Origin of the sequence: Streptomyces sp. NPDC008163 (assembly GCF_042956885.1) — a bacterium.
Lineage (GTDB): Bacteria > Actinomycetota > Actinomycetes > Streptomycetales > Streptomycetaceae > Streptomyces > Streptomyces drozdowiczii_A.
Window position 1 is genome coordinate 41,178 of the sequence record NZ_JBIBHG010000002.1, and the last position, 23,726, is coordinate 64,903.

General features: G+C 73.7%; 23 protein-coding genes and 1 other RNA gene. 11 read left to right on the forward strand and 13 right to left on the reverse strand.

Annotation, left to right across the window (positions count from 1 at the left end; all coding sequences use genetic code 11):
* Positions 1–31: 31 nt before the first annotated feature.
* The 6 genes from ACFZAT_RS05310 to ACFZAT_RS05335 form a co-directional block, all read right to left on the reverse strand.
* Positions 32–664: a response regulator gene (locus ACFZAT_RS05310; protein WP_391261634.1), complete on the reverse strand. Its 633-nt coding sequence runs from the start codon at positions 662–664 to the stop codon at positions 32–34.
* A 5-nt stretch (positions 665–669) separates the two neighbouring features.
* On the reverse strand, positions 670–1,914 hold the full coding sequence (locus tag ACFZAT_RS05315; protein WP_391260419.1) for a histidine kinase: 1,245 nt from the start codon (positions 1,912–1,914) through the stop codon (positions 670–672).
* Between the two features lie 11 nt (positions 1,915–1,925).
* Positions 1,926–2,645: an ABC transporter permease gene (locus ACFZAT_RS05320; RefSeq protein ID WP_391260422.1), complete on the reverse strand. Its 720-nt coding sequence runs from the start codon at positions 2,643–2,645 to the stop codon at positions 1,926–1,928.
* Positions 2,645–3,607: an ATP-binding cassette domain-containing protein gene (locus ACFZAT_RS05325; RefSeq protein ID WP_391261636.1), complete on the reverse strand. Its 963-nt coding sequence runs from the start codon at positions 3,605–3,607 to the stop codon at positions 2,645–2,647. The genes ACFZAT_RS05320 and ACFZAT_RS05325 overlap by 1 nt, the downstream gene beginning before the upstream one ends.
* 293 nt (positions 3,608–3,900) lie before the next feature.
* Positions 3,901–4,077: a hypothetical protein gene (locus ACFZAT_RS05330; protein ID WP_199879062.1), complete on the reverse strand. Its 177-nt coding sequence runs from the start codon at positions 4,075–4,077 to the stop codon at positions 3,901–3,903.
* Positions 4,078–4,197: 120 nt separating this feature from the next.
* Positions 4,198–5,529 carry a hypothetical protein gene (locus ACFZAT_RS05335; RefSeq protein WP_391260426.1) on the reverse strand — a complete coding sequence of 444 codons (1,332 nt, stop codon included), beginning with the start codon at positions 5,527–5,529 and terminating at the stop codon, positions 4,198–4,200.
* Between the two features lie 198 nt (positions 5,530–5,727).
* On the opposite strand from ACFZAT_RS05335, the gene ACFZAT_RS05340 reads away from it, so the two are divergent.
* Genes ACFZAT_RS05340 through ACFZAT_RS05350 form a run of 3 tightly spaced genes read left to right on the forward strand, consistent with a single transcriptional unit; the run spans position 5,728 to position 8,473 of the window.
* Complete coding sequence (locus ACFZAT_RS05340) at positions 5,728–6,564, forward strand: Nif3-like dinuclear metal center hexameric protein (protein WP_391260429.1); 837 nt, start codon at positions 5,728–5,730, stop codon at positions 6,562–6,564.
* Positions 6,561–7,304 carry a C4-type zinc ribbon domain-containing protein gene (locus tag ACFZAT_RS05345; protein ID WP_391261639.1) on the forward strand — a complete coding sequence of 248 codons (744 nt, stop codon included), beginning with the start codon at positions 6,561–6,563 and terminating at the stop codon, positions 7,302–7,304. The genes ACFZAT_RS05340 and ACFZAT_RS05345 overlap by 4 nt, the downstream gene beginning before the upstream one ends.
* Entirely contained in the window at positions 7,304–8,473 is a 1,170-nt protein-coding gene (locus tag ACFZAT_RS05350) for a bifunctional RNase H/acid phosphatase (protein ID WP_391260431.1), read from the forward strand. Before ACFZAT_RS05345 ends, ACFZAT_RS05350 begins: the two co-directional genes overlap by 1 nt.
* A gap of 192 nt (positions 8,474–8,665) precedes the next feature.
* Here ACFZAT_RS05350 and eda read toward each other — a convergent pair whose 3' ends face one another.
* Both eda and yaaA read right to left on the reverse strand, forming a co-directional pair.
* On the reverse strand, positions 8,666–9,286 hold the full coding sequence (gene eda, locus ACFZAT_RS05355) for a bifunctional 4-hydroxy-2-oxoglutarate aldolase/2-dehydro-3-deoxy-phosphogluconate aldolase (RefSeq protein WP_391260435.1): 621 nt from the start codon (positions 9,284–9,286) through the stop codon (positions 8,666–8,668).
* Between the two features lie 64 nt (positions 9,287–9,350).
* Positions 9,351–10,151 carry a peroxide stress protein YaaA gene (yaaA, locus tag ACFZAT_RS05360; protein ID WP_391260438.1) on the reverse strand — a complete coding sequence of 267 codons (801 nt, stop codon included), beginning with the start codon at positions 10,149–10,151 and terminating at the stop codon, positions 9,351–9,353.
* Positions 10,152–10,350: 199 nt separating this feature from the next.
* Between yaaA and ACFZAT_RS05365 the strand changes: the two genes are divergently transcribed.
* From ACFZAT_RS05365 to rnpB, 4 genes are all read left to right on the forward strand, one after another.
* The gene (locus ACFZAT_RS05365; RefSeq protein WP_391261642.1) at positions 10,351–11,769 is read left to right on the forward strand and encodes an RNB domain-containing ribonuclease; all 1,419 of its coding nucleotides are present in this window, start codon (positions 10,351–10,353) and stop codon (positions 11,767–11,769) included.
* A gap of 64 nt (positions 11,770–11,833) precedes the next feature.
* Positions 11,834–12,343, forward strand: coding sequence for a WHG domain-containing protein (locus tag ACFZAT_RS05370; RefSeq protein ID WP_391260441.1), 510 nt, complete (start codon positions 11,834–11,836; stop codon positions 12,341–12,343).
* 115 nt (positions 12,344–12,458) lie between these two features.
* The gene (locus tag ACFZAT_RS05375; protein ID WP_391261644.1) at positions 12,459–13,028 is read left to right on the forward strand and encodes a Uma2 family endonuclease; all 570 of its coding nucleotides are present in this window, start codon (positions 12,459–12,461) and stop codon (positions 13,026–13,028) included.
* A 40-nt stretch (positions 13,029–13,068) separates the two neighbouring features.
* Positions 13,069–13,468, forward strand: an RNA gene (gene rnpB / locus ACFZAT_RS05380) — RNase P RNA component class A.
* Between the two features lie 90 nt (positions 13,469–13,558).
* Here the strand turns inward: rnpB and ACFZAT_RS05385 are convergent.
* On the reverse strand, positions 13,559–15,244 hold the full coding sequence (locus tag ACFZAT_RS05385; protein WP_391260445.1) for a glycosyl hydrolase family 18 protein: 1,686 nt from the start codon (positions 15,242–15,244) through the stop codon (positions 13,559–13,561).
* 330 nt (positions 15,245–15,574) lie between these two features.
* Between ACFZAT_RS05385 and ACFZAT_RS05390 the strand changes: the two genes are divergently transcribed.
* Positions 15,575–16,363, forward strand: coding sequence for a TipAS antibiotic-recognition domain-containing protein (locus ACFZAT_RS05390; protein ID WP_391260447.1), 789 nt, complete (start codon positions 15,575–15,577; stop codon positions 16,361–16,363).
* A gap of 50 nt (positions 16,364–16,413) precedes the next feature.
* On the forward strand, positions 16,414–17,640 hold the full coding sequence (locus tag ACFZAT_RS05395) for a nucleotide disphospho-sugar-binding domain-containing protein (protein WP_391260450.1): 1,227 nt from the start codon (positions 16,414–16,416) through the stop codon (positions 17,638–17,640).
* Here ACFZAT_RS05395 and ACFZAT_RS05400 read toward each other — a convergent pair.
* Complete coding sequence (locus ACFZAT_RS05400; protein WP_391260453.1) at positions 17,618–17,995, reverse strand: VOC family protein; 378 nt, start codon at positions 17,993–17,995, stop codon at positions 17,618–17,620. The two genes, ACFZAT_RS05395 and ACFZAT_RS05400, sit on opposite strands and share 23 nt — an antisense overlap.
* 187 nt (positions 17,996–18,182) lie before the next feature.
* Between ACFZAT_RS05400 and ACFZAT_RS05405 the strand changes: the two genes are divergently transcribed.
* A complete protein-coding gene (locus ACFZAT_RS05405; protein WP_391260455.1) occupies positions 18,183–19,052 on the forward strand; it encodes a ScbA/BarX family gamma-butyrolactone biosynthesis protein in 870 nt (289 codons plus the stop codon).
* Between the two features lie 8 nt (positions 19,053–19,060).
* Here the strand turns inward: ACFZAT_RS05405 and ACFZAT_RS05410 are convergent, their stop codons facing one another.
* Both ACFZAT_RS05410 and ACFZAT_RS05415 read right to left on the reverse strand, forming a co-directional pair.
* Positions 19,061–19,939, reverse strand: coding sequence for a PhzF family phenazine biosynthesis isomerase (locus ACFZAT_RS05410; RefSeq protein ID WP_391260458.1), 879 nt, complete (start codon positions 19,937–19,939; stop codon positions 19,061–19,063).
* Positions 19,940–20,060: 121 nt separating this feature from the next.
* Positions 20,061–20,843 (reverse strand): SDR family NAD(P)-dependent oxidoreductase, encoded by a 783-nt coding sequence (locus ACFZAT_RS05415; RefSeq protein ID WP_391260461.1) that lies wholly within the window; start codon positions 20,841–20,843, stop codon positions 20,061–20,063.
* A gap of 239 nt (positions 20,844–21,082) precedes the next feature.
* On the opposite strand from ACFZAT_RS05415, the gene ACFZAT_RS05420 reads away from it, so the two are divergent.
* On the forward strand, positions 21,083–22,711 hold the full coding sequence (locus tag ACFZAT_RS05420; RefSeq protein WP_391260464.1) for an alkaline phosphatase D family protein: 1,629 nt from the start codon (positions 21,083–21,085) through the stop codon (positions 22,709–22,711).
* Here the strand turns inward: ACFZAT_RS05420 and ACFZAT_RS05425 are convergent.
* On the reverse strand, positions 22,708–23,700 hold the full coding sequence (locus ACFZAT_RS05425) for a Gfo/Idh/MocA family oxidoreductase (RefSeq protein WP_391260466.1): 993 nt from the start codon (positions 23,698–23,700) through the stop codon (positions 22,708–22,710). The genes ACFZAT_RS05420 and ACFZAT_RS05425 overlap by 4 nt on opposite strands.
* Between the last annotated feature and the right edge of the window lie 26 nt (positions 23,701–23,726).

Genomic DNA, 23,726 nt, shown 5'->3' on the forward strand with positions numbered 1-23,726 from the left:
GCCCTCGGGTCGGGACGGAGCACGGACGCGGTCAGAGCCAGCCCTGCTGCCGGGCCGCGCGGACCGCCTCCATGCGGTTGCGGGTGCCCGTCTTGCCGATCGCCGACGAAAGGTAATTGCGGACCGTTGATTCTGACAGATGCAGCTTCGCCGCGATGTCGGCGACCGTCGCCCCGTCCGCCGACGCGACCAGCGCGTCCCGCTCCCGCGCGGTGAGCGGACTGGGCCCCGAGCTGAGCGCCGCGGCGGCCAGCGCCGGATCGACCACCGTCTCCCCGGCGAGCACCCGGCGGACCGCCTCGGCCAGGTCCTCGACCGGGCCGTCCTTCACCAGGAAGCCCGCCGCCCCCGCCTCCATCGCCCGGCGCAGATAGCCGGGCCGGCCGAAGGTGGTGAGGATCAGCACCCGGCAGTCCGGGACCTCCTCGCGCAGGTCGGCCGCCGCGTCCAGACCACTGCGCCCCGGCAGCTCGATGTCCAGCAGCGCCACATCCGGCCGGGACGCCAGCGCCGCCGCCACGATCTCGTCGCCCGCGCCGACCTGGGCCACCACCTCGATGTCCGGCTCCAGCCCGAGCAGCAGGGCGAGCGCGCCGCGCATCATCCCCTGGTCCTCGGCGAGCAGGACGCGGACGGACTTGGCCGGGGGGTGCTCCTGAGGCATCTCGTTCACCGGCCCAGGGTAGGCGAGCAGGCCGGATCGCCCCCCGCTCCGGGCGTCGGCGTCGCGTCGGCGTCGCCGTCCTCCGCGCCGCCCGCGTCCACCGGCAGTTCGGCGGTCACCACGAACCCGCCGTCCGGGCCGGGGCCCGCCACCAGGGAGCCGCCCGCCGCCGCGAGCCGCTCGGTGAGCCCCTTCAGACCGGTGCCGCCGATGCCCGGGGTGGGCGCGGGGCCCTCGGGCCTGCCCCGGCCGTCGTCGGTCACCGTGAGCCGGACCTTCTCGCCGGTCCCGGTGACCTCGAACACGCAGCGCGTCGCCGTGGAGTGCCGCACCACGTTGGTGACCGCCTCCCGCACCACCCAGCCCAGCAGCGCCTCGGTCTGCGGGGAGAGCGGCGGCCCGGAGCGCCGGACGACCGGTTCGACCCCGGCGGCGGTCAGCGCGGACCTGGCCCGGTCCAGCTCGGTCGCGAGGCTGCCCTCGCGGTATCCGGTGACCGCCTCGCGGATCTCGGTGAGCGCCTGGCGCCCGACGGACTCGATGTCGGCGACCTGGGACAGTGCCGCGTCCACGTCGCGCGGGGCGAGCCGGCGCGCGGCCTCGGACTTCACCACGATGACCGAGAGCGTGTGGCCCAGCAGGTCGTGCAGATCGCGCGAGAACCGCAGTCGCTCCTGCTCGACGGCGGCCCGGGCCAGCTCCTGCCGGGTGGCGCGCAGCTCCGTCACGGTCTCCGCCAGCCGGAGGATCGCCGAGGTCACGGCCCCGGAGATGAACGTCCCGTATCCCAGCGTCCACGGCGGCGAGGCGCTGTCGTCCCGCCAGACCGCGACCGCGCACGCGGCGACCGCGAGCCCGAGCAGCCCGACCGCGAGCAGCCGGTGGCGCAGGACCGTGCCGGCGGCCAGCGAGAGCAGCGGGAAGAACAGCAGCCAGCTGCCCCCGTAACCGATGGCCAGGGCGAAGGTGACCGCGGCCAGCGCGCCCAGCAGGACGTAGGTCACCGGGCTCTCGCGCTTCTCCTTGGTGAAGCCGCGGAACACCACGGAGATGTAGAGCGAGTTGAAGGCCAGCAGGCCGGCTCCGGCGATCCACGGAGTGGGGGTCTCGCCCTGGAAGAGGTTGGAGAAGGCGCCCAGGCCCATCAGCAGCCAGGGCAGCAGGGCGTAGGGCGACGGCGGTCCGGGCCTGCGGTTCTCCCGCCGCAGCCTGCGGCGCTCCCTGAACGACGGTCGTGCGTTCCGCGGCATGTTCGCTCCTGTCACACGGTCCTGGCGGACCGACGGTACGAGATCACCGCGTACGTGCCGAACAGCAGGAGCCACGCGGCGAGTACGCCCAGCGTCGTCGCGCTCGGCGCGTGCCCGTCGGTCGTCGCCCAGCCAAGGTCCGCGAACCGGTTGGCCGGGGTGAACCGGCCGACCGAGCGCAGCCACTCGGGCAGCATCTCCAGCGGGAACCACAGCCCGCCGACGACGCCGAAGCCCATCAGGCAGGCGACGTTGACGACGCCGGTGCCCTGCGGGGTCAGCCGGTAGCCGTTGCCCAGGCCGAGCAGGGTGAAGGGCAGCGCGCCCAGCCACAGCAGCAGCACCAGCACCGCCCACTGCCAGGCCGCCATCCGCACCCCGTTGATCAGGCCCCCGGCCAGCAGCACGGTGAGGATCACCGGCAGCACGGTCACCGATCCGCTGACCGCCCGGCCCACCACCGCGTGCGACGGGGAGAGCGGAGTGACCCTCAACTGCTGGAGCCAGCCGAGGGACTTGTCGGAGGCGACACCCGTACCGATCGACATCGCGGAGCCGAGCGCCCCGTACGCCGCCATGCCGACCATGGACGCGGTCTTCCAGCCGTCGGCGCTGTCGTCACCGATGTTGGTGAAGATCAGGTACATCAGCACCGGCATGCCCGTGCCGAAGATCAGAAATCCGGCGTCACGCAGGGTCCGGCGCATTTCGAGCAGGATGTACGGGAACATCAGACGGTCTCCTTCTCGGTCCTGGGCGCGGTCCGCGCGTGAGCGGCGTCCCCGGCCGCGGGGGTGTCTTCCGGTGCGGGCTCCCCGGGGGCGGTGAGCGCCAGGAAGGCGGTCTCCAGCGTGGCGCGGGAGACCTGGAGGCCCCGGACCAGCCCGAGGCGGGCCAGCTCCACGACCGTCGCGTCCGAGTCGTCGGTGCGCAGCAGGGCGCGGTCGCCGGTCACCTCGACGGCGACGACACCGGGCAGCCGGTCCAGGCCCTCGGTGGAGCGGCCCGCGAGGTCGAAGGCGACCTGGCTGTGCCCGGCCGCGTCCTTGATCGCCTCACCGCTTCCGTCCGCGACGACCCGGCCCCGGTCGATGACGACGATCCGGTCCGCGTTCTCGTCGGCCTCCTCCAGATAGTGCGTGGAGAAGAGCACGGTGTTGCCGCGCCGGGCGTAGGCCCGCATCGACTCCCAGAACGCGCGCCGCCCCTCCACGTCCAGGGCGGCGGTCGGCTCGTCCAGCACGATCAGCTCGGGATTGCCGGCCAGCGCGACGGCGAACCGCACCCGCTGGATCTGGCCGCCCGAGAGCTTGTCGATGCGCCGCCCCGCGTACTCCGTGACGCCCGCCAGGGCCAGCGCCTCGGCGACCGGCAGCGGACGCGGATAGGTGGAGGCGACGAAGGAGACCAGCTCGCGCACGGTCACCCTGGGTATCGGCCGACCCTCCTGGAGCATGGCGCCGACGAGACCCGCCCGCACCGCCCGGCCGGGGGAGCGGCCCAGGACCCGCACGGTCCCCTCGTCCGGCTCGTTCAGCCCCAGCAGCAGTGAGATGGCGGTGGACTTCCCCGCTCCGTTGCGGCCCAGCAGGGCCACGGTCTCGCCGCGCCCGATCCGTACGTCCACCCCGTCGACGGCCCGCACGCTCCGCCCGGCACGTCCGAACGTCTTCACCGCCCCGGCGAAGACCACCGCGGCCTCGTCGTCCCTTGTCTGCGTCATGCCTACGACGTTACGCAGCGTGAGCGTGCGGCGGCAGAGGTGTATGTACTGGGTCCGCCATGACATTTGTCATCGCGGACGCGGAGGCTCCGGATCCGGCTCCACGCGCGGTCCGAGTCCCGGCGTCGGTCCGCGTCCCGAAGTCGGTCCGCGTCCTGGTCCGGTCCCGGTCGCTTCCGATGGCGGACAGAGCGGCGCCCCTGCCGCCCGGAACGGTCTCCCGGGCGGCAGGGGCGCCGCTTCCCCTCCTCGGCCGACGGCGGTCAGGCCGCCGCCGCGCCGCTCTCCTCGGCGGGGCGGCGATGACGGCCGGCCGGCGTTGCCGCCGTGTCGTCCGTCGCCACACCCCCTCGGTGCTTTCCGGAGCCGCCGGCGTCGCCCCGCTGCGCGTCCGCCGCGGGCGGGAACGTCTGGGTCGTGTCGGTGCGGGCTTCAGACATGTGGGAAGTCACCCCGTTGTGATCGCTTACGTGTGTGCCGACCGGAGCTTCACGCCGCCGCAGGCCCGGGAAGGCCACGGTCGGTGACCAGGACGCACGGTGCGTGAGACCGGCCCCAGCTTAGTCAGGGGTCGTATGCCCCACGAGAGGCGCCTGCCCCAGAGGAACCGGTGTACACACTGGAGGATTCATCGATGGCGCGGAAGGTTGCCTACCACTTACGTCGCCCCCAGAATCCGTCTCCTCCGGCATCTCCAGCAGGGCCACCGCGCACGCCGTGTCCCCGTCCGCGTAAGGGAGCTTGAGCACCCCGTCCCGCGACCAGACCCCGCTGCCCGCCAGCCAGCCCCCGGGCGCCGCGAGCTGGTGCAGCCGACGGCCCGACGGACGCCACAGGCCGATCCAGCTGCCCGCCGCCCCGTCGATCCGGAGGGCCACCGCACAGCTCTCCGGCATCAGCATCTGCCCTGGCTGCACGGCGAACGGCTCCACCGAGCAGTCCGGCAGCCGAAGGCACTCCGGGAACCGCACGGGCAGACAGCTGCCGAGGACCCCCCAGCCGAGCCGGTCGTGGCCCGGGGCGTCCGAGCGGATCAGCAGCAGCCCGCTGTCCGGGTCCGCGAGCAGCAGCCGGTCGTCGCTCTCCGGCGCGATCTGGAGCAGTGGGGTCATCTCGGCGCCCCGCCCCAGGTCCACCGCGACCGTCTTCACCGGACCGCCCCCGGCAGGCTCCCGGTCCAGGGCCAGCATCCGCCCGGTCCGGTCCAGCCAGACGCCGCCGGAGCAGCGCCCCGGCAGGTCCGCGAGGTGCTCGGGTCCGTCCGCCCCGCCACCCGCCACCCGCCACAGCTCCGTGGAGTACGCGCCGACCGCCAGGGCGTACGCGCTCACCCCGTCCGGCGACGGCGGCAGCAGGGCGAGCGCGTCCCGCTCGACCGCCCCGAGCAGCAGTTCGCCGGTGCCGGGGCCGGTCGGATAGAGCAGCGAGAAGGTGTGCCGCTCGGCGACCCGGCGCCGGATCAGCACCCGGCCGTCGGCGAGCGGCACCACCTGCGCCTCGGCCTCCTCCGGCTGATCGGTGGGCAGCGGCACGGCGTAGGGCTCGGGCCCGTCGAGCGTCCAGCGCTCGGCGTACCAGGCGGTGTCGGAGCCGGGCACCGGGGCGGCGGTGAGCCGGGCGCCGTACGCGCCGTCGGCGGTGAGCGTGAAGGCGGGCAGAACCGTTTCGGCGGGGGAGCCCGCCTCCGGCCCGGCGGCCGGTGCGCCGGCCTCCGACGCCGGGGCGCCTTCTGCCGGGGCGCTCCCCGTGGGCACACCCTCCGCAGGACCGGTCTCCGCAGGGCCGGTCTCCGTGACGGCCTCCGCGCGCCCGCCCGGATCGGGCTCCGGTTCCGGCTCCGCCGACCCGCCGTCACCCGTCATGGCCCCGTCCTCGATGGCACAGGCAGTCATCGACTCATCACCTCCGGCAACCGAAGCTAGTTTTCGCACTTCCAGCCGAACAACACGACCTCCCCCACTTCACACATAAGGGTGGTGATGGCCGGATTTCGCTGTACGTACGCGGGTGCGTGTGCTGTACGGGGCCGAGCCGCGGGCGGCCCGTTCCCGGGGCTTCCCGGGGCGCGGCGGCCAGGTAGCCTTTCCTCCGTGCCCCGTCTGTCTGAAGTCATCTCCGAGCTCGACGCCCTCTGGCCGCCCGAGCGGGCCGAAGGATGGGACGCGGTCGGCACCGTCTGCGGTGATCCGGACGCCGAGGTCCACCGGGTGCTCTTCGCCGTCGACCCCGTCCAAGCGGTCGCCGACGAGGCGCGGGAGCTGGGCGCGCACCTGATCGTGACCCACCACCCGCTCTACCTGCGCGGTACGACGACGGTCGCGGCGGACACCTTCAAGGGCCGCGTAGTGCACACGCTGATCCGCGAGGGCATCGCGCTGCACGTGGCGCACACCAACGCCGACACCGCCGACCCCGGGGTCTCCGACGCCCTGGCCGCCGCCCTCGACCTGCGCGTCGAGCGCCCCCTTGTCCCGGACGCGACGGACCCGGCCGGACGCCGGGGGCTCGGCCGGATCTGCGTGCTCGACCACCCCGAGACCCTGGCCGCGTTCGCCGCCCGTGCCGCCGCCCGGCTGCCCGCCACCGCGCAGGGCATCCGCCTCGCCGGCGACCCGGAGGCGCTGGTGCGCACCGTCGCGGTGAGCGGCGGCTCCGGCGACAGTCTCTTCGACGCGGTGCGCGGCGCCGGTGCGGACGCCTTCCTCACCGCCGACCTGCGCCACCACCCGGCCTCCGAGGCCACCCAGCACTCGCCGCTCGGCCTGGTCGATGCCGCACACTGGGCCACCGAGTGGCCGTGGTGCGAGCAGGCCGCCACACAGCTCGAAGCGATTTCCGACCGCCTCGGATGGGACCTGAGGGTCCACGTCTCGAAGCAGGTCACCGACCCCTGGACCGCCCACCACTCTTCTGGAGCCCCCAACTGAACGCCGCGCCCGCCGACCAGATCCGACTTCTCGACGTCCAGGCGCTCGACCAGCGCCTCTCCCAGCTCGCGCACCGCCGCACGTCCCTGCCCGAGCACGCCGAGATCGAGTCGCTGACGGCCGACCTCGCCCAGCTCCGCGACCTGCTCGTCGCCTCGACCACCGAGGAGAGCGACATCGCCCGCGAGCAGACCAAGGCCGAGCAGGACGTCGACCAGGTCCGCCAGCGCGCCGCCCGCGACCAGCAGCGCCTGGACTCCGGCGCGGTCACCTCGCCGAAGGACCTGGAGAGCCTGCAGCGCGAGATCACCTCGCTCGCCAAGCGCCAGGGCGACCTGGAGGACGTCGTCCTGGAGGTCATGGAGCGCCGCGAGTCCGCGCAGGAGCGCGTCACCGAGCTGACCGACCGGGTCGCCGCCGTGCAGGCCAAGGTGGACGACGCCACCGCCCGCCGCGACGCCGCCACCCAGGAGCTCGACGCGGAGGCCGCCACCGTCACCAAGGAGCGCGAGGTCGTCGCCGGTTCGGTCCCCGCCGACCTGCTGAAGCTGTACGACAAGCTCCGCACCCAGCAGGGCGGGGTGGGCGCCGCCCGCCTCTACCAGCGCCGCTGCGAGGGCTGCCGCCTGGAGCTCAACATCACCGAGATCAACGACGTGAAGGCCGCGTCCCCCGACACGGTGCTGCGCTGCGAGAACTGCCGCCGCATCCTGGTCCGCACCGCCGACTCGGGCCTGTAGTGAGCCTGCCGCGCCGGTTCGTGATCGAGGCCGACGGCGGCTCCCGGGGCAACCCGGGCCCCGCCGGCTACGGCGCGGTCGTCATCGACCCGGACACCGGCGAGACGCTGGCCGAGACCGCCGAGTACATCGGCGTCGCGACCAACAACGTCGCCGAGTACAAGGGCCTCGTCGCGGGCCTCCGCGCGGTGGGCGCGCTGATCGCGGACGGCCCGGTCGGCACCGGGGTCCGGGTGCGCGTCCGGATGGACTCCAAGCTCGTCGTGGAGCAGATGTCCGGCCGCTGGAAGATCAAGCACCCGGACATGAAGCCGCTCGCGGCCGAGGCGGCGGCGGTCCTGCCCGGCGCGGACGTCAGCTACGAGTGGATCCCGCGCGAGCGGAACAAGCACGCCGACCGGCTGGCCAACGAGGCGATGGACGCGGGCCGGCGCGGCGACCGATGGGAGCCCTCGGCCTCCACGGCCGCCCTGGACACCCCGCGCGCCCCGGTGGCACCCGACCCCGTGACCCCGCAGGTGGGCTGGGGTTCGGCGCCCGACCTGGGCGCGCCCGCCACGCTCGTCCTGCTGCGGCACGGCGAGACGGCCCTCACCCCGCAGAAGCGGTTCTCCGGGAGCGGCGGCACCGACCCCGCGCTCTCTCCGGCCGGTCTGGACCAGGCCGAGCGCGCGGCCTCGGCGTTCGCGGCGCGCGGCACCGTGCAGGAGATCGTCAGCTCACCGCTGCGCCGCTGCCGCGAGACGGCCGGTGCGGTCGCGGCCCGGCTCGGCCTGGAGGTCCGTGTCGAGAACGGGCTGCGCGAGACGGACTTCGGGGCCTGGGAAGGGCTCACGTTCGGCGAGGTCCGGGAGCGGTACGGAGACGACCTGGACGCCTGGCTCGCCTCCCCGGACGCGGCCCCCACGGGCGGCGGCGAGAGCTTCACCGAGGTCGCCGAGCGCGTGGCGGCCGCCCGGGACGGTCTCGTCACGCGTCACGCGGGCCGCACGCTCCTCGTCGTCACGCACGTCACCCCGATCAAGACCCTGGTCCGGCTCGCCCTGGGAGCGCCCCCGGAGGCGCTGTTCCGGATGGAGCTGTCGGCGGCGTCCGTCTCGTCCGTCGCGTACTACGCCGACGGCAACGCCTCCGTACGCCTGCTGAACGACACGTCCCACCTGCGATAAAGGCATCGGGACGGCACTCGGCCCCACCGGCGGGGGGAAGGCCGGTGGGGCCGAGGCGGTTCCGGCCGGTCGGGGGATTACCTGCCGGAACCCGGGTCACCCGGCATGCGGGCTACGTCCCCTACAAGGCTCGTGCCCCGAATGCCGGGGAGCATGCACGGCGATGTGCGACGGGTTTCCCCGCCGCCCCGCTCACCCCCTCAGCGCCGCCGCCCCGGCGGCCAGCCGCTCCACGAGCGCCCAGTCCCGGGCCGCGACCGCGTCCGCCGGGACCATCCAGCTCCCGCCCACGCAGCCGACGTTGGGCAGCGCCAGGTACGAGGGCGCGGAGGCGGCCGAGATGCCGCCCGTCGGGCAGAACCGGGCCTGGGGGAGCGGCGCGGAGAGGGCCTTCAGGTAGGCCGTGCCGCCCGCCGCCTCGGCCGGGAAGAACTTCATCTCGGTGACCCCGCGCTCCAGCAGCGCCACCACCTCGGAGGTGGTCGAGACGCCCGGCAGGAACGGCAGCCCGGACCCCTTCATCGCGTCCAGCAGCGTGTCCGTCCAGCCGGGGCTGACCAGGAACCGGGCCCCCGCCGCCACGGTGTCCGCCACGTTCCGCGCCGAGATCACCGTGCCCGCCCCGACGACGGCGTCCGGGACCTCCGCGGCGATGGCCCGGATCGCGTCCGGGGCGGCGGCGGTGCGCAGGGTCACCTCGATCGCCGGAAGCCCGCCCGCGACCAGGGCGCGGGCGAGCGGCACCGCGTCGGCCGCGTCCTCCAGGACGACGACGGGCACGACGGGGGCGAGGTCCAGCACGGAGGAGGTCATGCGCCCATCCTGCCCGGTATGCGGCGCAGTACGCAACGAGCGTTGCGGAGGGTGCAACGTACCGTCAGTGGATCTCCGTCACGACCACATCGAGCTGCCACGGCCGCCCCGCCCGCGCGGGCGCCTCGGCCTCGACGGTGTACCCGAGGTCCCGCAGGACGGTCACCAGCTCGGCGGGACCGGCCGGGCGGGCACCGGCGAGCAGCAGGTCCCGCACCATGCGGCCCTTGGTGGCCTTGTTGAAGTGGCTGACCACGGACCGCTTCTCCACCCCGTCCACCATCTGCGCGTGCAGCACCCGCACGCTCGCCGTCCGCTCCGCGACCCCGACCTTCGGCTTCCACGCCGCCGTGTACGCGGACGAGCGCAGGTCCAGCACCAGCCCGTCGCCCGCCGCCTCCGGCATCACCTCCGCCATCGGCGTACGCCAGAACGCCCCGAGAGCGCCGAGCCCGGGCAGCTTCACGCCCATCGAGCAGCGGTACGGCGGAATCCGGTCGCCCACCCGCACCGCGCCCCACAGCCCGGAGAACACCAGCAGCGACTTCCCGGCGAGGCGGCGGGCGGCGGTGTCGAGCGAGTCGAGACCGAGCGCGTCGTACAGGACACCCGTGTACAGCTCCCCGGCCGGACGCGTCCCCGCCGTCCGCAGCTCCGCGTTCTTCGCGATCTCGCCCCGCAGCCCCTCGCTGAGCCCCAGCACCTCCCGCGCCTTCTCCTCGTCGGCCACGCACAGCTCCACGAGGGCGTCCAGCACCTCGGCGCGCGCCCCGGCGAGACCGGGCAGCGACAGGGACTCGGGCTTCAGCGGTGCCCCGCGCCCCGAGGCGGCCTTTCCTTCGGAGGGCGGCAACAGCACGAGCACGGCGGTTCTCCTTCGTACGTACGGGGAAGAGGCGCGGCGGTGTGCGGACCGCACGGACGCCCCAGGTCAGCGTACGGGGACGCGGCGGCGGTTCGTACGGGGCGCAGGGCCCACCGCACGGGCACAAAGCCCTCCGTTCGGAATGCCGCGTTCCGTGCCCCGCCCTACGCTCGGGACCATGCCCCGCCGCCATCTGCACATGACCGGCGCAGCCGAGACCCCGCTGCGGGCGGCCCTGCGCGGCCTGCGCACCGAGCTGTCGCTCCCCGAGGACTTCCCGCCCGAGGTGCTCGCCGAGGCGGCGGACGCCGCGCGCGGTCCGGAGCTCGCCGGGCACGCGGACGCGACGGACCTCCCCTTCCTCACCATCGACCCGCCCACCTCCACGGACCTCGACCAGGCGATGCACCTGGAACGCCGCGCCCACGGCTACCGCGTGCACTACGCCATCGCGGACGTGGCCGCGTTCGTGCGCCCCGGCGGCGCGCTCGACGCGGAGGCCCACCGCCGGGTGACGACGCTCTACTTCCCGGACGGCCGGGTGCCGCTCCACCCGGAGGTCCTGTCCGAGGACGCCGCCAGCCTGCTGCCCGGCCGGGTCCGCCCCGCGGTCCTGTGGGAGATCGACCTCGACCCGGAGGGCGCGGCGGTCGCGACCCGGGTGCGCAGGGCCCTCGTCCGCAGCCGCGCGAAGCTCGACTACGCGGGCGTGCAGCGGCAGATCGACGCGGGCACCGCCGAGGAACCGCTCGCCCTGCTCCGGGACATCGGCACCCTCCGCGAGGAGCAGGAGGTGGCCCGGGGCGGCATCTCGCTCCACGTGCCCGAGCAGGAGATCACCGAGCACGACGGCAGGTACGGCCTGGAATACCGCGCCCCGCTCCCCGCCGACGGCTGGAACGCCCAGCTCTCCCTGCTCACCGGCATGGCGGCGGCCCGCCTCATGGCGGAGAGCGGCACCGGCATCCTGCGCACGCTGCCGGTCGCCCCGGACGGCGCGGTGGCCCGGCTGCGCCGCAGCGCCGCGGCCCTGCACATCGACTGGCCGCACCACGTCCCGTACGCCCAGCTGGTCCGCTCGCTCGACCCGGTCCGCGCCGACCACGCGGCGTTCCTCCAGGACTGCACGACGCTGCTGCGCGGCGCGGGCTACACCGTCTTCGACGGCGGCGACCTGCCGGTGCCCGCCGTGCACGCGGCGGTCGCCGGCCTGTACACGCACTGCACGGCGCCGCTGCGCCGCCTCGTCGACCGTTACGCCTCCGAGCTGTGCGTCGCCGCCTGCGAGGACCGCGACCCGCCCGAATGGGTCCTGGCCGCCCTGCCCGCCCTGCCCAAGGAGATGGCGGAGGGCACGCGGCGCGGCAACACGGTGGAGCGGGAGTCCGTGGATCTGGTCGAGGCGGCGCTGCTCAAGGACCGGGTGGGCGAGGTCTTCGACGGTTACGTGGTGGACGTGAAGGAGAACGAACCGGCCACCGGGACCGTCCACATCGACGCCCCGGCGGTCGTCGCCCGCGTCGAGGGCACCGCGCCCCTCCCGCTGGGCGAGCGGCTGCGGGTCCGCCTCGCCCAGGCCGCCCCGGGCACGGCGAAGGCCCTGTTCGTTCCGGCCTGACGGCGTCTCGTACGATCGCGAGTTCGGCCCCCGCGCCCCGCGCCCGTACGACGGAAGGACCGGCGTGACCGACCGCGCCCGCCAGCACCAGATCCTGGCCGCCGCCCGCATGCTCCTGGAGCAGGAGGGCCCGGAGGCGCTGACGATGCGCCGGCTCGCGGGCCTGCTCGGCATCACGGCCCCGTCCCTCTACAAGCACTTCCCGGACAAGTCCTCGGTGGTGGACGCGCTGGCCGACGCGATGCTGACGGAGACCGCCGAGGCCCTGGAGGCGGCGGAGACGGCCGCCCCGGGCTCCTTCCCGGCCCTGGCCACGGCCTACCGCGCCCACGCCCTGGCCCACCCCCACCTCTACCGCCTCACCACGTCCCGGGCCCACCCGCACGACCTGGAAGACCGCGCGGCCGCCCCCCTCTTCCGCGCCCTGGCCCCGGACGCCCACCTGGCCCGCGCGGCCTGGGCCTTCGCCCACGGCATGGTCATGATGGAACTGAACGGCCGCTTCCCCACCCCCGACGCCGTCACCACGGCCTGGACGGCGGGCATCACCGCGCTGGCATCGAGCCGCCTCTGACCGTGGAGGGTCCTCCTGTGCCACGATCGGGAGAAAGACTCCCATCTCACGGACGGCTGGTTCCGCGATGGCCCACTCTGGCGAGCGACCGAGGAAGGGGCGTGACATGTCTGCCATGCCGCACGAACCGCTTTCGCAGGCGGACGTCCTGCTTGAGGGCTTCCTGGCGCTGGATACGCCGGAGGGCTTCCGGGCGGAGCTGATCGAGGGGGAGATCGTCGTGACACCGCCGCCGGACGGGGATCATGAGGACTACATCAGTGTGATCTTGAAGCAGGTCGTCAGGCACGCGACGACCGATATGGACTTCTCCGGGAACAAGGGCCTGAAACTGAGAAGCGGCGGACGCTGCCCGAAGAACCACGCCATCCCGGACGGCACGTTCGCCCCCACGGCACTCCGGCTCTACCGGGGCGCGGACCCGTGGATGCCGTGCGAGGGGGTGGCGCTGGTCGTGGAGGTCACCTCGTCCAAGCCGGCCGCCGACCGGGAGGCCAAGCGGCACTGCTATGCGAGGGGCCCGATCCCGCTGTACCTGTTGGTGGACCGGGAGGAGTCCTCGGTGACGCTGTTCCGCGACCCGGAGGGTGACGACTACCGCCAGCACTGCACCGTGCCCTTCGGGAAGCCGATCCGCCTGCCGTCCCCCTTCGACCTGGAACTGAAGACGGAGGACTTCCTCTGAGCCACCCCTCCCGGCCGGGTAGCATGGGCGGCACGGCAGACGAGCCGGGCGGACGGCCGCGTGGGGATCTCCGGATCCTCCCGAGGAACGTCCGGGCTCCACAGGGCAGGGTGATGGCTAACGGCCACCCGGGGTGACCCGCGGGACAGTGCCACAGAAAGCAGACCGCCCGGGACCTCGGTCCCGGGTAAGGGTGAAACGGTGGTGTAAGAGACCACCAGCGTCTGAGGTGACTCAGGCGGCTAGGTAAACCCCACCCGGAGCAAGGTCAAGAGGGAGCACCCCGGTGCTCCTGCGCGAACGTTCGAGGGCGGCCCGCCCGAGTTCGCGGGTAGACCGCACGAGGCCGGCAGCAATGCCGGTCCTAGATGGATGGCCGTCTCCCCGGCCGCCGCGAGGCGACCGGGCGACAGAACCCGGCGTACAGCCCGACTCGTCTGCCCCACCTTCCTTCCGGGCCGCCGTGGCCCCCGACGCGCGGGCCCCCGCCGGTGCGCGCACCGGCGGGGGCCCGCAGCGGTTCAGGGCGTTCAGCAGGCGCCCTGGTCCTTCCAGACGCCCCAGTCGCCGGTGCTGCCGGGGGTCTCGTTCTGGGTCCACCACTGGGCCTTGTACTTGCGGCCGTTGTAGGAGACCACGTTGCCCGCGTTGTAGACCGTGCCGGCCACGTACGCCGGGACCGAGCCGCAGCCCCCGGCGGGCGGGTCCGTGGGGTCGGTGGTGGGCGGGGTGGTCGGGTCGGTGGTCGGCGGGGTCGTGGGGCCGGTGGTGGTGCCGCCGATCGCGGTGTTGATCTGGTTCAGCAGGGTGGTCTTGTCGTCCAGGCCGAGGAGCGAGTACATCATCGCCCCGGCCAGGCCGCGCTGCTTGGCGTAGTCGGCCCTGGCCTGGATGGACTTCTGGTCCAGACCCGTGAAGAACTCGCCGTCCTTGTAGAAGTAGGACGCCTTCGCCTCGTCGTCCCAGTACGTCGTCGCCGGGTTGTCGACGATGCCGCCGAGCTCCTTGTAGTGCGCGATGCCGGCCTGCTGGCTCAGCGGGCGCGGGGAGGAGCCGCCGGTCGCGGACTGGGTCAGGCCGTGGGTGGTCCCCGCCGGGACGCCCTTCCAGCCGCGGTAGTAGAGCTCGTAGCCCAGGGTCAGCTTGTTCGCGGGGAAGCCGCCGGCGATGCCGTAGGCCGGCTTGCCGTCGAGCCAGGAGTCGACCGCGTTGTCGATCGAGTACTTCTCGGTGCCGGGCGCGACCGGGTCGGACGGGTCGTTGCCGCCCGAGTACAGCGGGGACTGGTGGTACGTCGGCCCGTCGCCGTCCCAGGCGCCGTGCATGTCGTACGTCATCAGGTTCGCGTAGTCGAGGTACTGGCCGATCTTGTCGGTCTCGATGTTCGCGATCTTGTCCTGGCCTGCCCCGAAGGCGGCGGTCAGCAGGTACTTCTTGCCGCCGTTGGCGGCACCGTACGCGTCGAGCTGCTTACGGAACTCGGCGAGCAGCAGCGTGAAGTTCTGCTTGTCCTCGGGGGCGTAGTGGTTGCCCAGGTGGCCGCCCGCGGAGGCCGGGTACTCCCAGTCGATGTCGATGCCGTCGAAGATGCCGGCCGCCGAACCGGCGCCGCCGAAGCCGCCCTCGACGGGCAGGTTGCCCTTGATGTACTGGTCGATGCAGGAGGAGACCAGCTTCTTGCGGCTCGCGTCCGTCTTCGCGGCGTCGCTGAAGTACTTGGAGTAGGTCCAGCCGCCCAGCGAGATGTTGATCTTCAGGTGGGGGTACTTCGCCTTCAGCTCCTTGAACTGGTTGAAGACGCCCACGATCGGCTGGTCCCACTTGTCGGCCACGCCGTCGACGCTGTCCGCCGCGCCGAAGGACTTCTGGTAGTCGGCGTACGAATCGCCCGCACCGTCGCCCGCGTTGGGGTTGTTGTCGTCGCCCGCCGCCTTGTTGGCCTCGAAGCACGTGAGGTTCGTCGGGTGGATGTTGCCGAACGAGTAGTTGATGATGTCCAGCTTGCCGGCGATGCCCCGGGTGTCGAGCTGCTTCGGGTAGAAGGCGTTGCCGTACACGCTCCACTGGTCGTAGTACGCGATGCGCACGTTGCCCGACGAAGCGGAAGCCGGAGTATCGGCCGCCTGCGCCGAGCCGATGCCGACGGTCGCGGCGAGACCGCCGGTGGCGAGGGCCGTGCTCAGGAGCGCGGCGATCAGAGTTCTACGGGGGTGCACGTGCGGCCTCCAGCGGGGGAGCGGGTGGTGCTGTGGATGGGCTGGAGCAGTGATAACCGGCCCGTGACCTGCACGTCAACGATTCCAACGAGATTAGGACTAGACCAATGTGATGGTGGGTGAGGCGTTCGGCGCGCGCCTTCGCACGACGGTGCGGCCGGGCGCCGTCGGTGACCAGCGGCTTAAGGATCACTTAAAAGTGACGCCGCGAGTGGTTCGGTGACGAACCACTCGACGCCGAGAAGTGGAGTGCGCGGACGGGGCCGGCGCGCGACTTGACCCTCCCCTTGCGTCAGGCTCGATGCTCGGTCGCGAGGAAAGGGCGGGCGGATGAGTTATTCCGTGGGGCAGGTGGCGGCGTTCGCCGGAGTGACGGTGCGCACGCTGCACCACTACGACAGGTCGGGGCTGCTCTCGCCCAGCGGGCGCAGCCGGGCCGGCTACCGGTTGTACGACGAGGCGGACCTGGTCCGGCTCCAGCAGATCCTCTTCTACCGCGAACTGGGCTTCCCGCTGGACGGGATCGCCGAGATCTTCAAGGATCCGCAGGCCAACGCGCTGGACCAGCTGCGGGCCCGGCAGGATCAGCTGGAGGCGGAGATCGTCCGGCTGCGGCGGCTCTCCGAGGTGGCCCGGCAGGCGATCGAGGTACAGCGGACCGGGGTCCCGCTGACCCCTCAGGAGCGCTTCGAGGTGTTCGGCGAGATCACCGCCGACCTGAGCTACGCCACCGAGGCGGCGCTCAAGTGGGCGGACTCGCCGGGGCAGCGGGAGTCGATGGCCCGGGCCGCCGCGCACAGCAAGGAGGACTGGCGGCAGCTCATGGGCGAGGCCACGGCCTGGCGCGCCGAGCTGCTGGCGGCCTTCGACGACGGCGAGCCGAGCGACGGCGAACGGGCCATGGACCTCGCCGAGGAGCACCGGTTGCACATCTCCCGCTGGTTCACCGCCTGCCCGCCCGGTATGCACCGGCGCATCGCGGACGACTTCGCCGCCGATCCGCGCGCCTTCGCCCTGGTCGTCCCGCCGACCCGGCAGCGCCCCGGCCTGGCCGCGTACCTGTGCAAGGCCATTCACGCCAACGCCACCCGCCGCACGGACCGCGGCGACGACCGGTGAGCCGGGCGGACCGACGGGCCCGGCGGGGCCCACGAGCCTGAGGAGAACCGATGAGAATACTGATCGCCGCCGCCGGATCGCGCGGTGACGTCGCCCCCTGCGCGGGCCTGGGCGCCGCACTCCGCGCGGCCGGCCACGAGGTCGCCCTCGCCACGACGGCCGCCTTCGAACCCCTCGTCCGTGCCGCCGGGCTGGACTTCCGCACCCTCCCCGGCAACCCGGCGAAGAGCGGCGGCGGGAGCGGGGGTAAGCGGGAGCTCATGCGGGCCGCCTCCGCCTTCATCACGGACCTGGGCCAGGGGTTCGCCGACGCGATGACCGACGGCGCGGACCTGCTGCTGCTCTCGGCCACGACCGCCCCGCTGGGCTGGCACCTCACCGAGGCCACGGGCACCCCGGCCATCGGCGTCTACCTCCAGCCCACCGCACCGACCGGCGACTTCCCGCCCGTCGTCACGGGCACCCGCTCACTGGGCCGCCCCGGCAACCGCCTGGCCGGGCGCCTCGCCCTCCGGATGACCGACCGCCTGTACGCCCCGGCGGTGTCCGCGCTCCGCGAACGGCTCGGGCTGCCCCCGGCCACACCCTCCGAGGTGCGCCGCCGCCGGGAGCGCGCCGACTGGCCCGTGCTGCACGGATTCAGCTCCGCCCTGGTGCCCCGGCCCGCCGACTGGCGCCCCGGCCTCCAGGTCGTCGGCACCTGGTGGCCGCACCACGACCCGGACGGGCAACTGCCCCCGCACCTCGCGGACTTCGTGGACGCCGGCGCCCCACCCGTCCTCATCGGCTTCGGCAGCATGGCGGCCGGCGAGGGGGAACGGCTCAGCGAACTCGCCGTACGGGCCCTGCGCCGCGCCAGGCTGCGCGGCATCCTCCAGTCCGGCAGTGCCGGGCTCGCCGCCGAGGGCGACGACGTGCTCACCATCGGGGACGTACCGCACGCCCGGCTGTTCCCGCACCTGGCCGCCGTGGTCCACCACGCCGGGGCCGGTACCTCGGCCGCCGCGCTGCGGGCCGGGGTCCCCGCGGTGACCGTGCCCGTGACCGCCGACCAGCCGTTCTGGGCCGGCCGCCTCGCCGCCATCGGCGCCGCCGACGAGCCGGTTCCCTTCCGCGCCCTCACCGCCGGCCGCCTCGCCGACGCCCTCGACCGCGTCGTCCGGCAGCGGGCCTTCCGGGAGGCGGCCGCCGAGGGCGCGGAGCGGATGGCCGCGGAGGACGGGGCGGCGCAGACGGTGGAGGCGGTGCGGCGGATCAGCGGTGCGTCAGTACGTTGACCACGCGGCCGTTCGGGTCGCGGACGAAGAACCGGCGGACCCCCCACTCCTCGTCGTGCGGGCCGTACACGATGTCGGCCCCCTCGCGAACGAGCGCGGCGTGCACCGCGTCCACGTCGGCCACCTCCACACTGAGGTCCGGGTTGACCGGGCCGGTCTCGTCCTTGGTCATGAAGCTGATCTGGGCGGCCGGCTGGGTGGGCGAGGCGAGGGTCATGATCCAGCCATGGTTCATGACCTCCTCGAAGCCGAGCAGGCCGTAGAACGCGGTCGTGGCCCGTAGGGCGGAGGCGTCCGTACCGGCCTCACTGCCTCCACCTACCGGGATGTTGGGGACCACACGGTGCACGGACATGAGTCACTCCTGTCACGTTGATGACGGTCGGTCACCCGACTCACCTTAGGGCCCGGCTCCAGGGAGGCTCGAGAGGCGGATGAGAGGGTGGCTGGAAACTGTCGGTCGGGCCGGGGCAAACTGGCCCGGTCCCAGCCGGGCCGGGGACAACCCGGCCCATCGAACCGCAGCCTTCCGGGGGCGCCCCATGGTCCAGTTCTCCTCACGCGTGGCCGGGGAGGAGCTCGGGCGGATGGCCCACCGCCCGGACGCCCGGGACCTCTTCCCGACCGGAGTGGCCCGGCTGGGCGACACCCGGTTCTGCGTGCCCGCGCACTGGCCGCGCGACCACCGCTTCTTCGCCCCGGTCGCCGGCCACCAGGACCCGCTGCTGATCGCGGAAACGATGCGGCAGGCCACCATGCTGGTCTGCCACGCCGAGCTCGGGGTGCCGCTCGGCGACGCGTTCGTGATGTGGGAGCTGCGCTACACCACCGCCGCCGGACACCTCGTGCCGGCCGACGAGCCCTGGGACGTCCTGGTCGAGGTGCGTTGCTCCGACGTCCGCCGCCGGGGCAGCGGTCTCGGTTCGATGCGCGTCGACTTCGTGCTCCGCCGGGACGGGGCGGTGCTCGCCGTCTGCGGCTCGCGGATCAGCTGCACCTCGGCCGCCGCCTACCAACGCCTGCGCGGCCACCGGTCCACCGCCGCCCCGGTGCCCCCGCCCCCGGCGCTCGCGCCGGGCACCGTCGGCCGGACCGCCGAGCGGGACGTCGTCCTCGGACCGCCCGTCGCCCCCGGCCGCTGGCCGCTGCGGCTGGACACCGGGCACCCGACGCTTTTCGGCCGCCCCAACGACCACGTCCCCGGCATCCTCCTCCTGGAGGCGGCCCGGCAGGCGGCCCACGCCACCGTGCCCGGCTTCCTCCCGGTCACCCTGCGCTCCGACTTCCTCCGGTACGTGGAGCTGGACCGGCCCTGCCGGATCGAGGCGACGACCACGCCGGAGGGGGTGCTGGTGCGGGCGGTGCAGGACGGGGAACCGGTCTTCACCTGCACGCTCGGCGGCCCGGCCTGAAGGGGGGATCAGGCCGGGTCCGGCAGCCGGGTGCCCGTCCCGCTCACCCGCACCCGCGCGTCGCCCGCCCCCAGCGTCACCGTGAGCGTGCCGGGACGGCCCATGTCCTCGCCCTGGTGCAGGGTCAGCACGACGGCCTCCGGTACGAGGGCCAGCTCCCGCAGATACGCCCCGAAGGCGGCCGCCGCCGCACCCGTCGCCGGGTCCTCCACCACCCCGCCGACCGGGAAGGGGTCGCGGACGTGGAACACCGCGTCGGACGCCCGCCACACCAGCTGCACGGTCGTCAGGTCCAGCCGGTGCATCAGCGCTTCCAGGCGCGCGAAGTCGTAGTCCAGCGCGGCCAGCCGCTCCCGGGTGGCCGCCGCGAGCACGAGGTGGCGGGCCCCGGCGTACGCGATCCGGGGCGGCAGGGCGGGATCGAGGTCGGCGGCCGGCCAGTCCAGCGCCGCCAGCGCCTCCGTCAGGTCGCCCGCGGCCACGTCCTCGACATGCGGTTCCACGCTGGTCAGCGTCGCCCGCAGCTCGCCGCCCTCGCGGGCCACGGTGACCGGCACCGTACCGGCGGGGGTCGCGAACTCCATCTCGCCCGGCCCGTCCCGCTCGGCGAGCGCGAGGGCGGCGGCGACCGTCGCGTGCCCGCAGAACGGCACCTCGGCCTTCGGGCTGAAGTAACGGACCGCGTAACCGCGCACACCGGGCTCCGACGCCTCGGTCCGCCCGGTCAGGAACGCGGTCTCGCTGTAGCCGAGGTCCGCCGCGACGGCCAGCATGGCCGCCCCGTCGAGACCGGAGGCGTCGAGCACGACCCCGGCGGGGTTGCCGCCCTCGGGGTCGGCCGAGAAGGCGGTGTAGCGCAGGATGCCGGTCGCGGCGAGATCACTCATGTGCGCCTCAACCCCGCGTCCGGCGACGGCATTCCCGGCCGGACGACCGCCGGACGGACCCGGCCCGGAAACGAGCGCCGACCCGCCGAGCCGGCCCGCCCCGGCGCGCCCGCGCGCCCCCTCAGCCCCGTCCCACGTACGGCATCGTCGTCGCCATCACCGTCGCGAACTGCACGTTCGCCTCCAGGGGCAGCTCCGCCATGTGCAGCACCGTCCGGGCCACGTCGTCGGCCGCCATCACCGGCTCCACGGCCAGCTCGCCGTTGGCCTGGAGGGTGCCCGTCCGCATCCGTTCCGTCATGTCCGTCGCGGCGTTCCCGATGTCGATCTGGCCGCAGGCGATGCGGTACGGACGCCCGTCCAGCGACAGCGACTTCGTCAGGCCGGTGATCGCGTGCTTGGTCGCGGTGTACGCCACCGAGTGCGGGCGCGGCGTGTGCGCGGAAATGGAACCGTTGTTGATGATCCGTCCGCCCCGCGGGTCCTGCTCCTTCATCCGCCGGTACGCCGCCTGCGCGCACAGGAACGCCCCCGTCAGGTTGACGTCGACCACCCCGCGCCAGTCCTCGTACGCCAGCTCCTCGACGGGCCCGCCGGGGCCGAACGTCCCCGCGTTGTTGAAGAGCAGATCGAGGCGGCCGGCCCACTCCCGTACGCAGGAGAACAGCGCCTCCACGTCCTCCGGGCGGGTCACATCGGCCGGGACCGTGATCATCCGGGCCCCGGGGCCGGCCAGCGAGGCGGTCCTTGCCAGGGGTTCGGGGCGCCGGCCCGCGAGCGCCACCGACCAGCCCGCACCGGCCAGCGCGAGCGCCACCGCGCGGCCGATGCCGGAGCCGGCGCCCGTGACGACAGCCACCTTCGACGGGGAGTCCTCCGAGGAATTCAACAGACTGTTGCTCATGCTGCCGCAGCGTACGCGCAGCCCCGGCGGGGTGATTCGGGGCGGGGCCCCGGCGATTCCCGCGCCCGTACGGCGCCGGACGATGATCATGGTTTCGCCGCGAACGCGGAGTTTGCCCCTGGGGGCACCATCCTGCCGCACTCCTCATCCGGACGACGCCCGCGCGACGCGAACACGTCAGCCCCCGGATGCGCCGGGCCGCTGGACTTCCCCCACACCACCAGTCAGGGGAGGGACAGATGACGCACTCATCGCCACAGCAGGAGCTGCGCGACGCCGCCCGGCACACCGACCGCCGCCGCTTCCTCACGGTCACCGGCGCCGCCGCCGCGCTCGCCTTCTCGGTCGGCCTGCCCGCCGCCGGGACCGCGAGCGCCCGCGAGATGGAGGCCCGGAGCATCGGCGAGGACCCGTTCACGCTCGGCGTCGCGTCCGGCGACCCGCTGCCCGGCTCCGTGCTGCTCTGGACCCGGCTCGCCCCCCGCCCGTTCGAACCCGGCAGCGGCCTCCCGGACGCCCGCGTCGAGGTCGGCTGGGAGCTGGCGTACGACGAGCGGTTCCACCGCGTCGCCCGGCGCGGCACCACGTACGCCCACCCGGAGTTCAACCACAGCGTCCACGTCGAGGTGCAGGGCCTCGCCCCGGACCGCGTCCTCTACTACCGCTTCCGCGCCGGACAGTGGACCAGCCCCGTCGGCCGCACCCGTACGGCACCGGCGCCCGGCGCCCGCAAGCGCGAACTGGCCCTGGCCGCCGTCTCCTGCCAGGCGTACCACGACGGCTACTTCACCGCGTACCAGCACCTCGCCCAGGAGGACGTGGACGTCGTCTTCCACCTCGGCGACTACCTCTACGAGTACGCCGTCACGGCGACCGGCGGCGCCCGCAACTACACCGACCGCACCCTGCCCGCGCTGTTCAACCGGGAGACGGCGACGCTGGAGGACTACCGGCTGCGGTACGCCCTCTACAAGTCCGACCCGGACCTGCGCGCCGCGCACGCCGCGCACCCCTTCGTCGTCACCTGGGACGACCACGAGACCGAGAACAACTACGCGGGCGACATCCCCGAGAACAGCGTGCCGCCGGAGGAGTTCCTGATCCGCCGGGCCGCCGCCTACCGCGCGTACTGGGAGAACCAGCCGCTGCGCACGCCCCAGCGCCCGAACGGCCCCGACATGCGGCTCTACCGCCGCCTGAGCTTCGGCCGGCTCGCCCAGTTCGACGTGCTCGACACCCGGCAGTACCGCAGCGACCAGGCGTACGGCGACGGCTGGCAGACGCCCGGACCGGAGTCCGAGGACCCGAAGCGCACCCTGACCGGCGCCACCCAGGAGCGCTGGCTCATCGACGGCTGGCGCCACTCGCACGCCACCTGGAACGTCGTGCCGCAGCAGGTCACCTTCGCCCAGCGGCGCGACGTGCCCACCGACGCGTTCAAGCTGTCCATGGACTCCTGGGACGGCTACCCGGCCTCCCGCGACCGCATCCTGGAGGGTGCCGAGCGCGTCGGCGTGGACAACCTCATGGTCCTCACCGGCGATGTGCACGTCAGCTACGGCTTCGACATCAAGCGGGACTTCGACGACCCGGCGTCGCGCACGATCGGCACCGAGATCGTCACCACGTCCATCACCAGCGGGAAGGACGGCTCCGAGAAGCCGTCCAACTACAACAACCTGATGGCGGCCAACCCGCACCTGAAGTTCTACAACGGCCGCCGCGGCTACGCCGTCGTCACCCTCCAGGAACGGGCGGCGCGCGCCGACTTCCGTACGGTCCCGGCCGTCACCACCCCGGGCGCCCCCGTCACCACCGCCGGCTCCTACGTCACCGAGGCGGGCGACCCCGGCCTCAAGCCGGCCTAGTCCACGGGATAGCGGACGCCGATGCGGTCACGGACCGCGTCGAGCGTCCGCATCACCGCGAGCGAACCCTCCAGCGGCACCAGCGGGGACTCCGTCTCACCGGCCAGGACCGCCCGCATCACCTCGGCCGCCTCGTACTGCATCCCCGAGAGCCCCCTCGGACCCGTGCCCGAGGTGATCTCCTCGGGCTCGGCGCCCGCCCGGTGCAGCACGAAGCCCTCCGGGTGGAAGAAGCTGTGCGGGATGTCGATCCGCCCGGCCGTCCCGATCACCGTCGCGGCCGTCGGGTGGTGCCCGACGATCGAGCAGGACAGCAGCGCGTTGGCCCCCGAGTCCCAGCCCAGCAGCATCCCCGTGTTCAGGTCCACGCCCTCCGGCGACAGCAGGGCGTCCGCCTGCACCCGATCGGGCTCGCCCAGCAGCAGCTGTGCGAAGGACACCGGATAGACGCCCAGGTCCAGCAGCGCCCCGCCGCCCAGCCGGGGATCGCGCAGCCGGTGGTCCGGGCCCAGGTCCGCCGCGAAGCCGAAGTCGGCCTGCACGGTCCGGATCTCCCCGATCGCCCCGTCCCGCACCAGCTCGGTGAGGCGCCGGATCACGGGGTTGCAGTAGGTCCACATCGCTTCCATCAGGAAGACCCCGCGGTCCCGGGCCAGCTTCACCAGCTCCCGCGCCTCGCGCTCGTTCAGCGTGAACGCCTTCTCGCACAGCACGTGCTTCCCGGCCCCCAGTGCGAGCGCGGCGGCCTCCCGGTGCGCGGAGTGCGGCGTGGCCACGTACACCACGTCGACCTCGTCGTCCGCGACCAGACCGGCCCAGTCGCCGTACGCCCTCGGTATCCCGAACCGCTCCGCGAACGCCCGCGCCGAGGCGTCCGAGCGGGACGCCACGGCCACCACCTCCGCACCGGGCATGGCCCGCAGATCGGCGGTGAACGTCGCCGCGATCCCCCCGGTCGCCAGCACGCCCCAACGGACAGTCCTGCTCATGCACGCTCCCAAAAAAGGTGTCGACC

Coding starts and splice junctions, on each gene's coding strand:
- ACFZAT_RS05400 (WP_391260453.1), bottom strand. CDS start 17,995: ATGTCCGTGCACCGTGTGGTCCCCAACATCCCGGTAGGTGGAGGCAGT.
- ACFZAT_RS05390 (WP_391260447.1), top strand. CDS start 15,575: ATGAGTTATTCCGTGGGGCAGGTGGCGGCGTTCGCCGGAGTGACGGTG.
- ACFZAT_RS05330 (WP_199879062.1), bottom strand. CDS start 4,077: ATGTCTGAAGCCCGCACCGACACGACCCAGACGTTCCCGCCCGCGGCG.
- ACFZAT_RS05425 (WP_391260466.1), bottom strand. CDS start 23,700: ATGAGCAGGACTGTCCGTTGGGGCGTGCTGGCGACCGGGGGGATCGCG.
- ACFZAT_RS05335 (WP_391260426.1), bottom strand. CDS start 5,529: ATGACTGCCTGTGCCATCGAGGACGGGGCCATGACGGGTGACGGCGGG.
- ACFZAT_RS05320 (WP_391260422.1), bottom strand. CDS start 2,645: ATGTTCCCGTACATCCTGCTCGAAATGCGCCGGACCCTGCGTGACGCC.
- ACFZAT_RS05415 (WP_391260461.1), bottom strand. CDS start 20,843: ATGAGCAACAGTCTGTTGAATTCCTCGGAGGACTCCCCGTCGAAGGTG.
- eda (WP_391260435.1), bottom strand. CDS start 9,286: ATGACCTCCTCCGTGCTGGACCTCGCCCCCGTCGTGCCCGTCGTCGTC.
- ACFZAT_RS05410 (WP_391260458.1), bottom strand. CDS start 19,939: ATGAGTGATCTCGCCGCGACCGGCATCCTGCGCTACACCGCCTTCTCG.
- ACFZAT_RS05395 (WP_391260450.1), top strand. CDS start 16,414: ATGAGAATACTGATCGCCGCCGCCGGATCGCGCGGTGACGTCGCCCCC.
- ACFZAT_RS05420 (WP_391260464.1), top strand. CDS start 21,083: ATGACGCACTCATCGCCACAGCAGGAGCTGCGCGACGCCGCCCGGCAC.
- ACFZAT_RS05375 (WP_391261644.1), top strand. CDS start 12,459: ATGCCGCACGAACCGCTTTCGCAGGCGGACGTCCTGCTTGAGGGCTTC.
- ACFZAT_RS05310 (WP_391261634.1), bottom strand. CDS start 664: ATGCCTCAGGAGCACCCCCCGGCCAAGTCCGTCCGCGTCCTGCTCGCC.
- ACFZAT_RS05365 (WP_391261642.1), top strand. CDS start 10,351: ATGACCGGCGCAGCCGAGACCCCGCTGCGGGCGGCCCTGCGCGGCCTG.
- ACFZAT_RS05315 (WP_391260419.1), bottom strand. CDS start 1,914: ATGCCGCGGAACGCACGACCGTCGTTCAGGGAGCGCCGCAGGCTGCGG.
- ACFZAT_RS05405 (WP_391260455.1), top strand. CDS start 18,183: ATGGTCCAGTTCTCCTCACGCGTGGCCGGGGAGGAGCTCGGGCGGATG.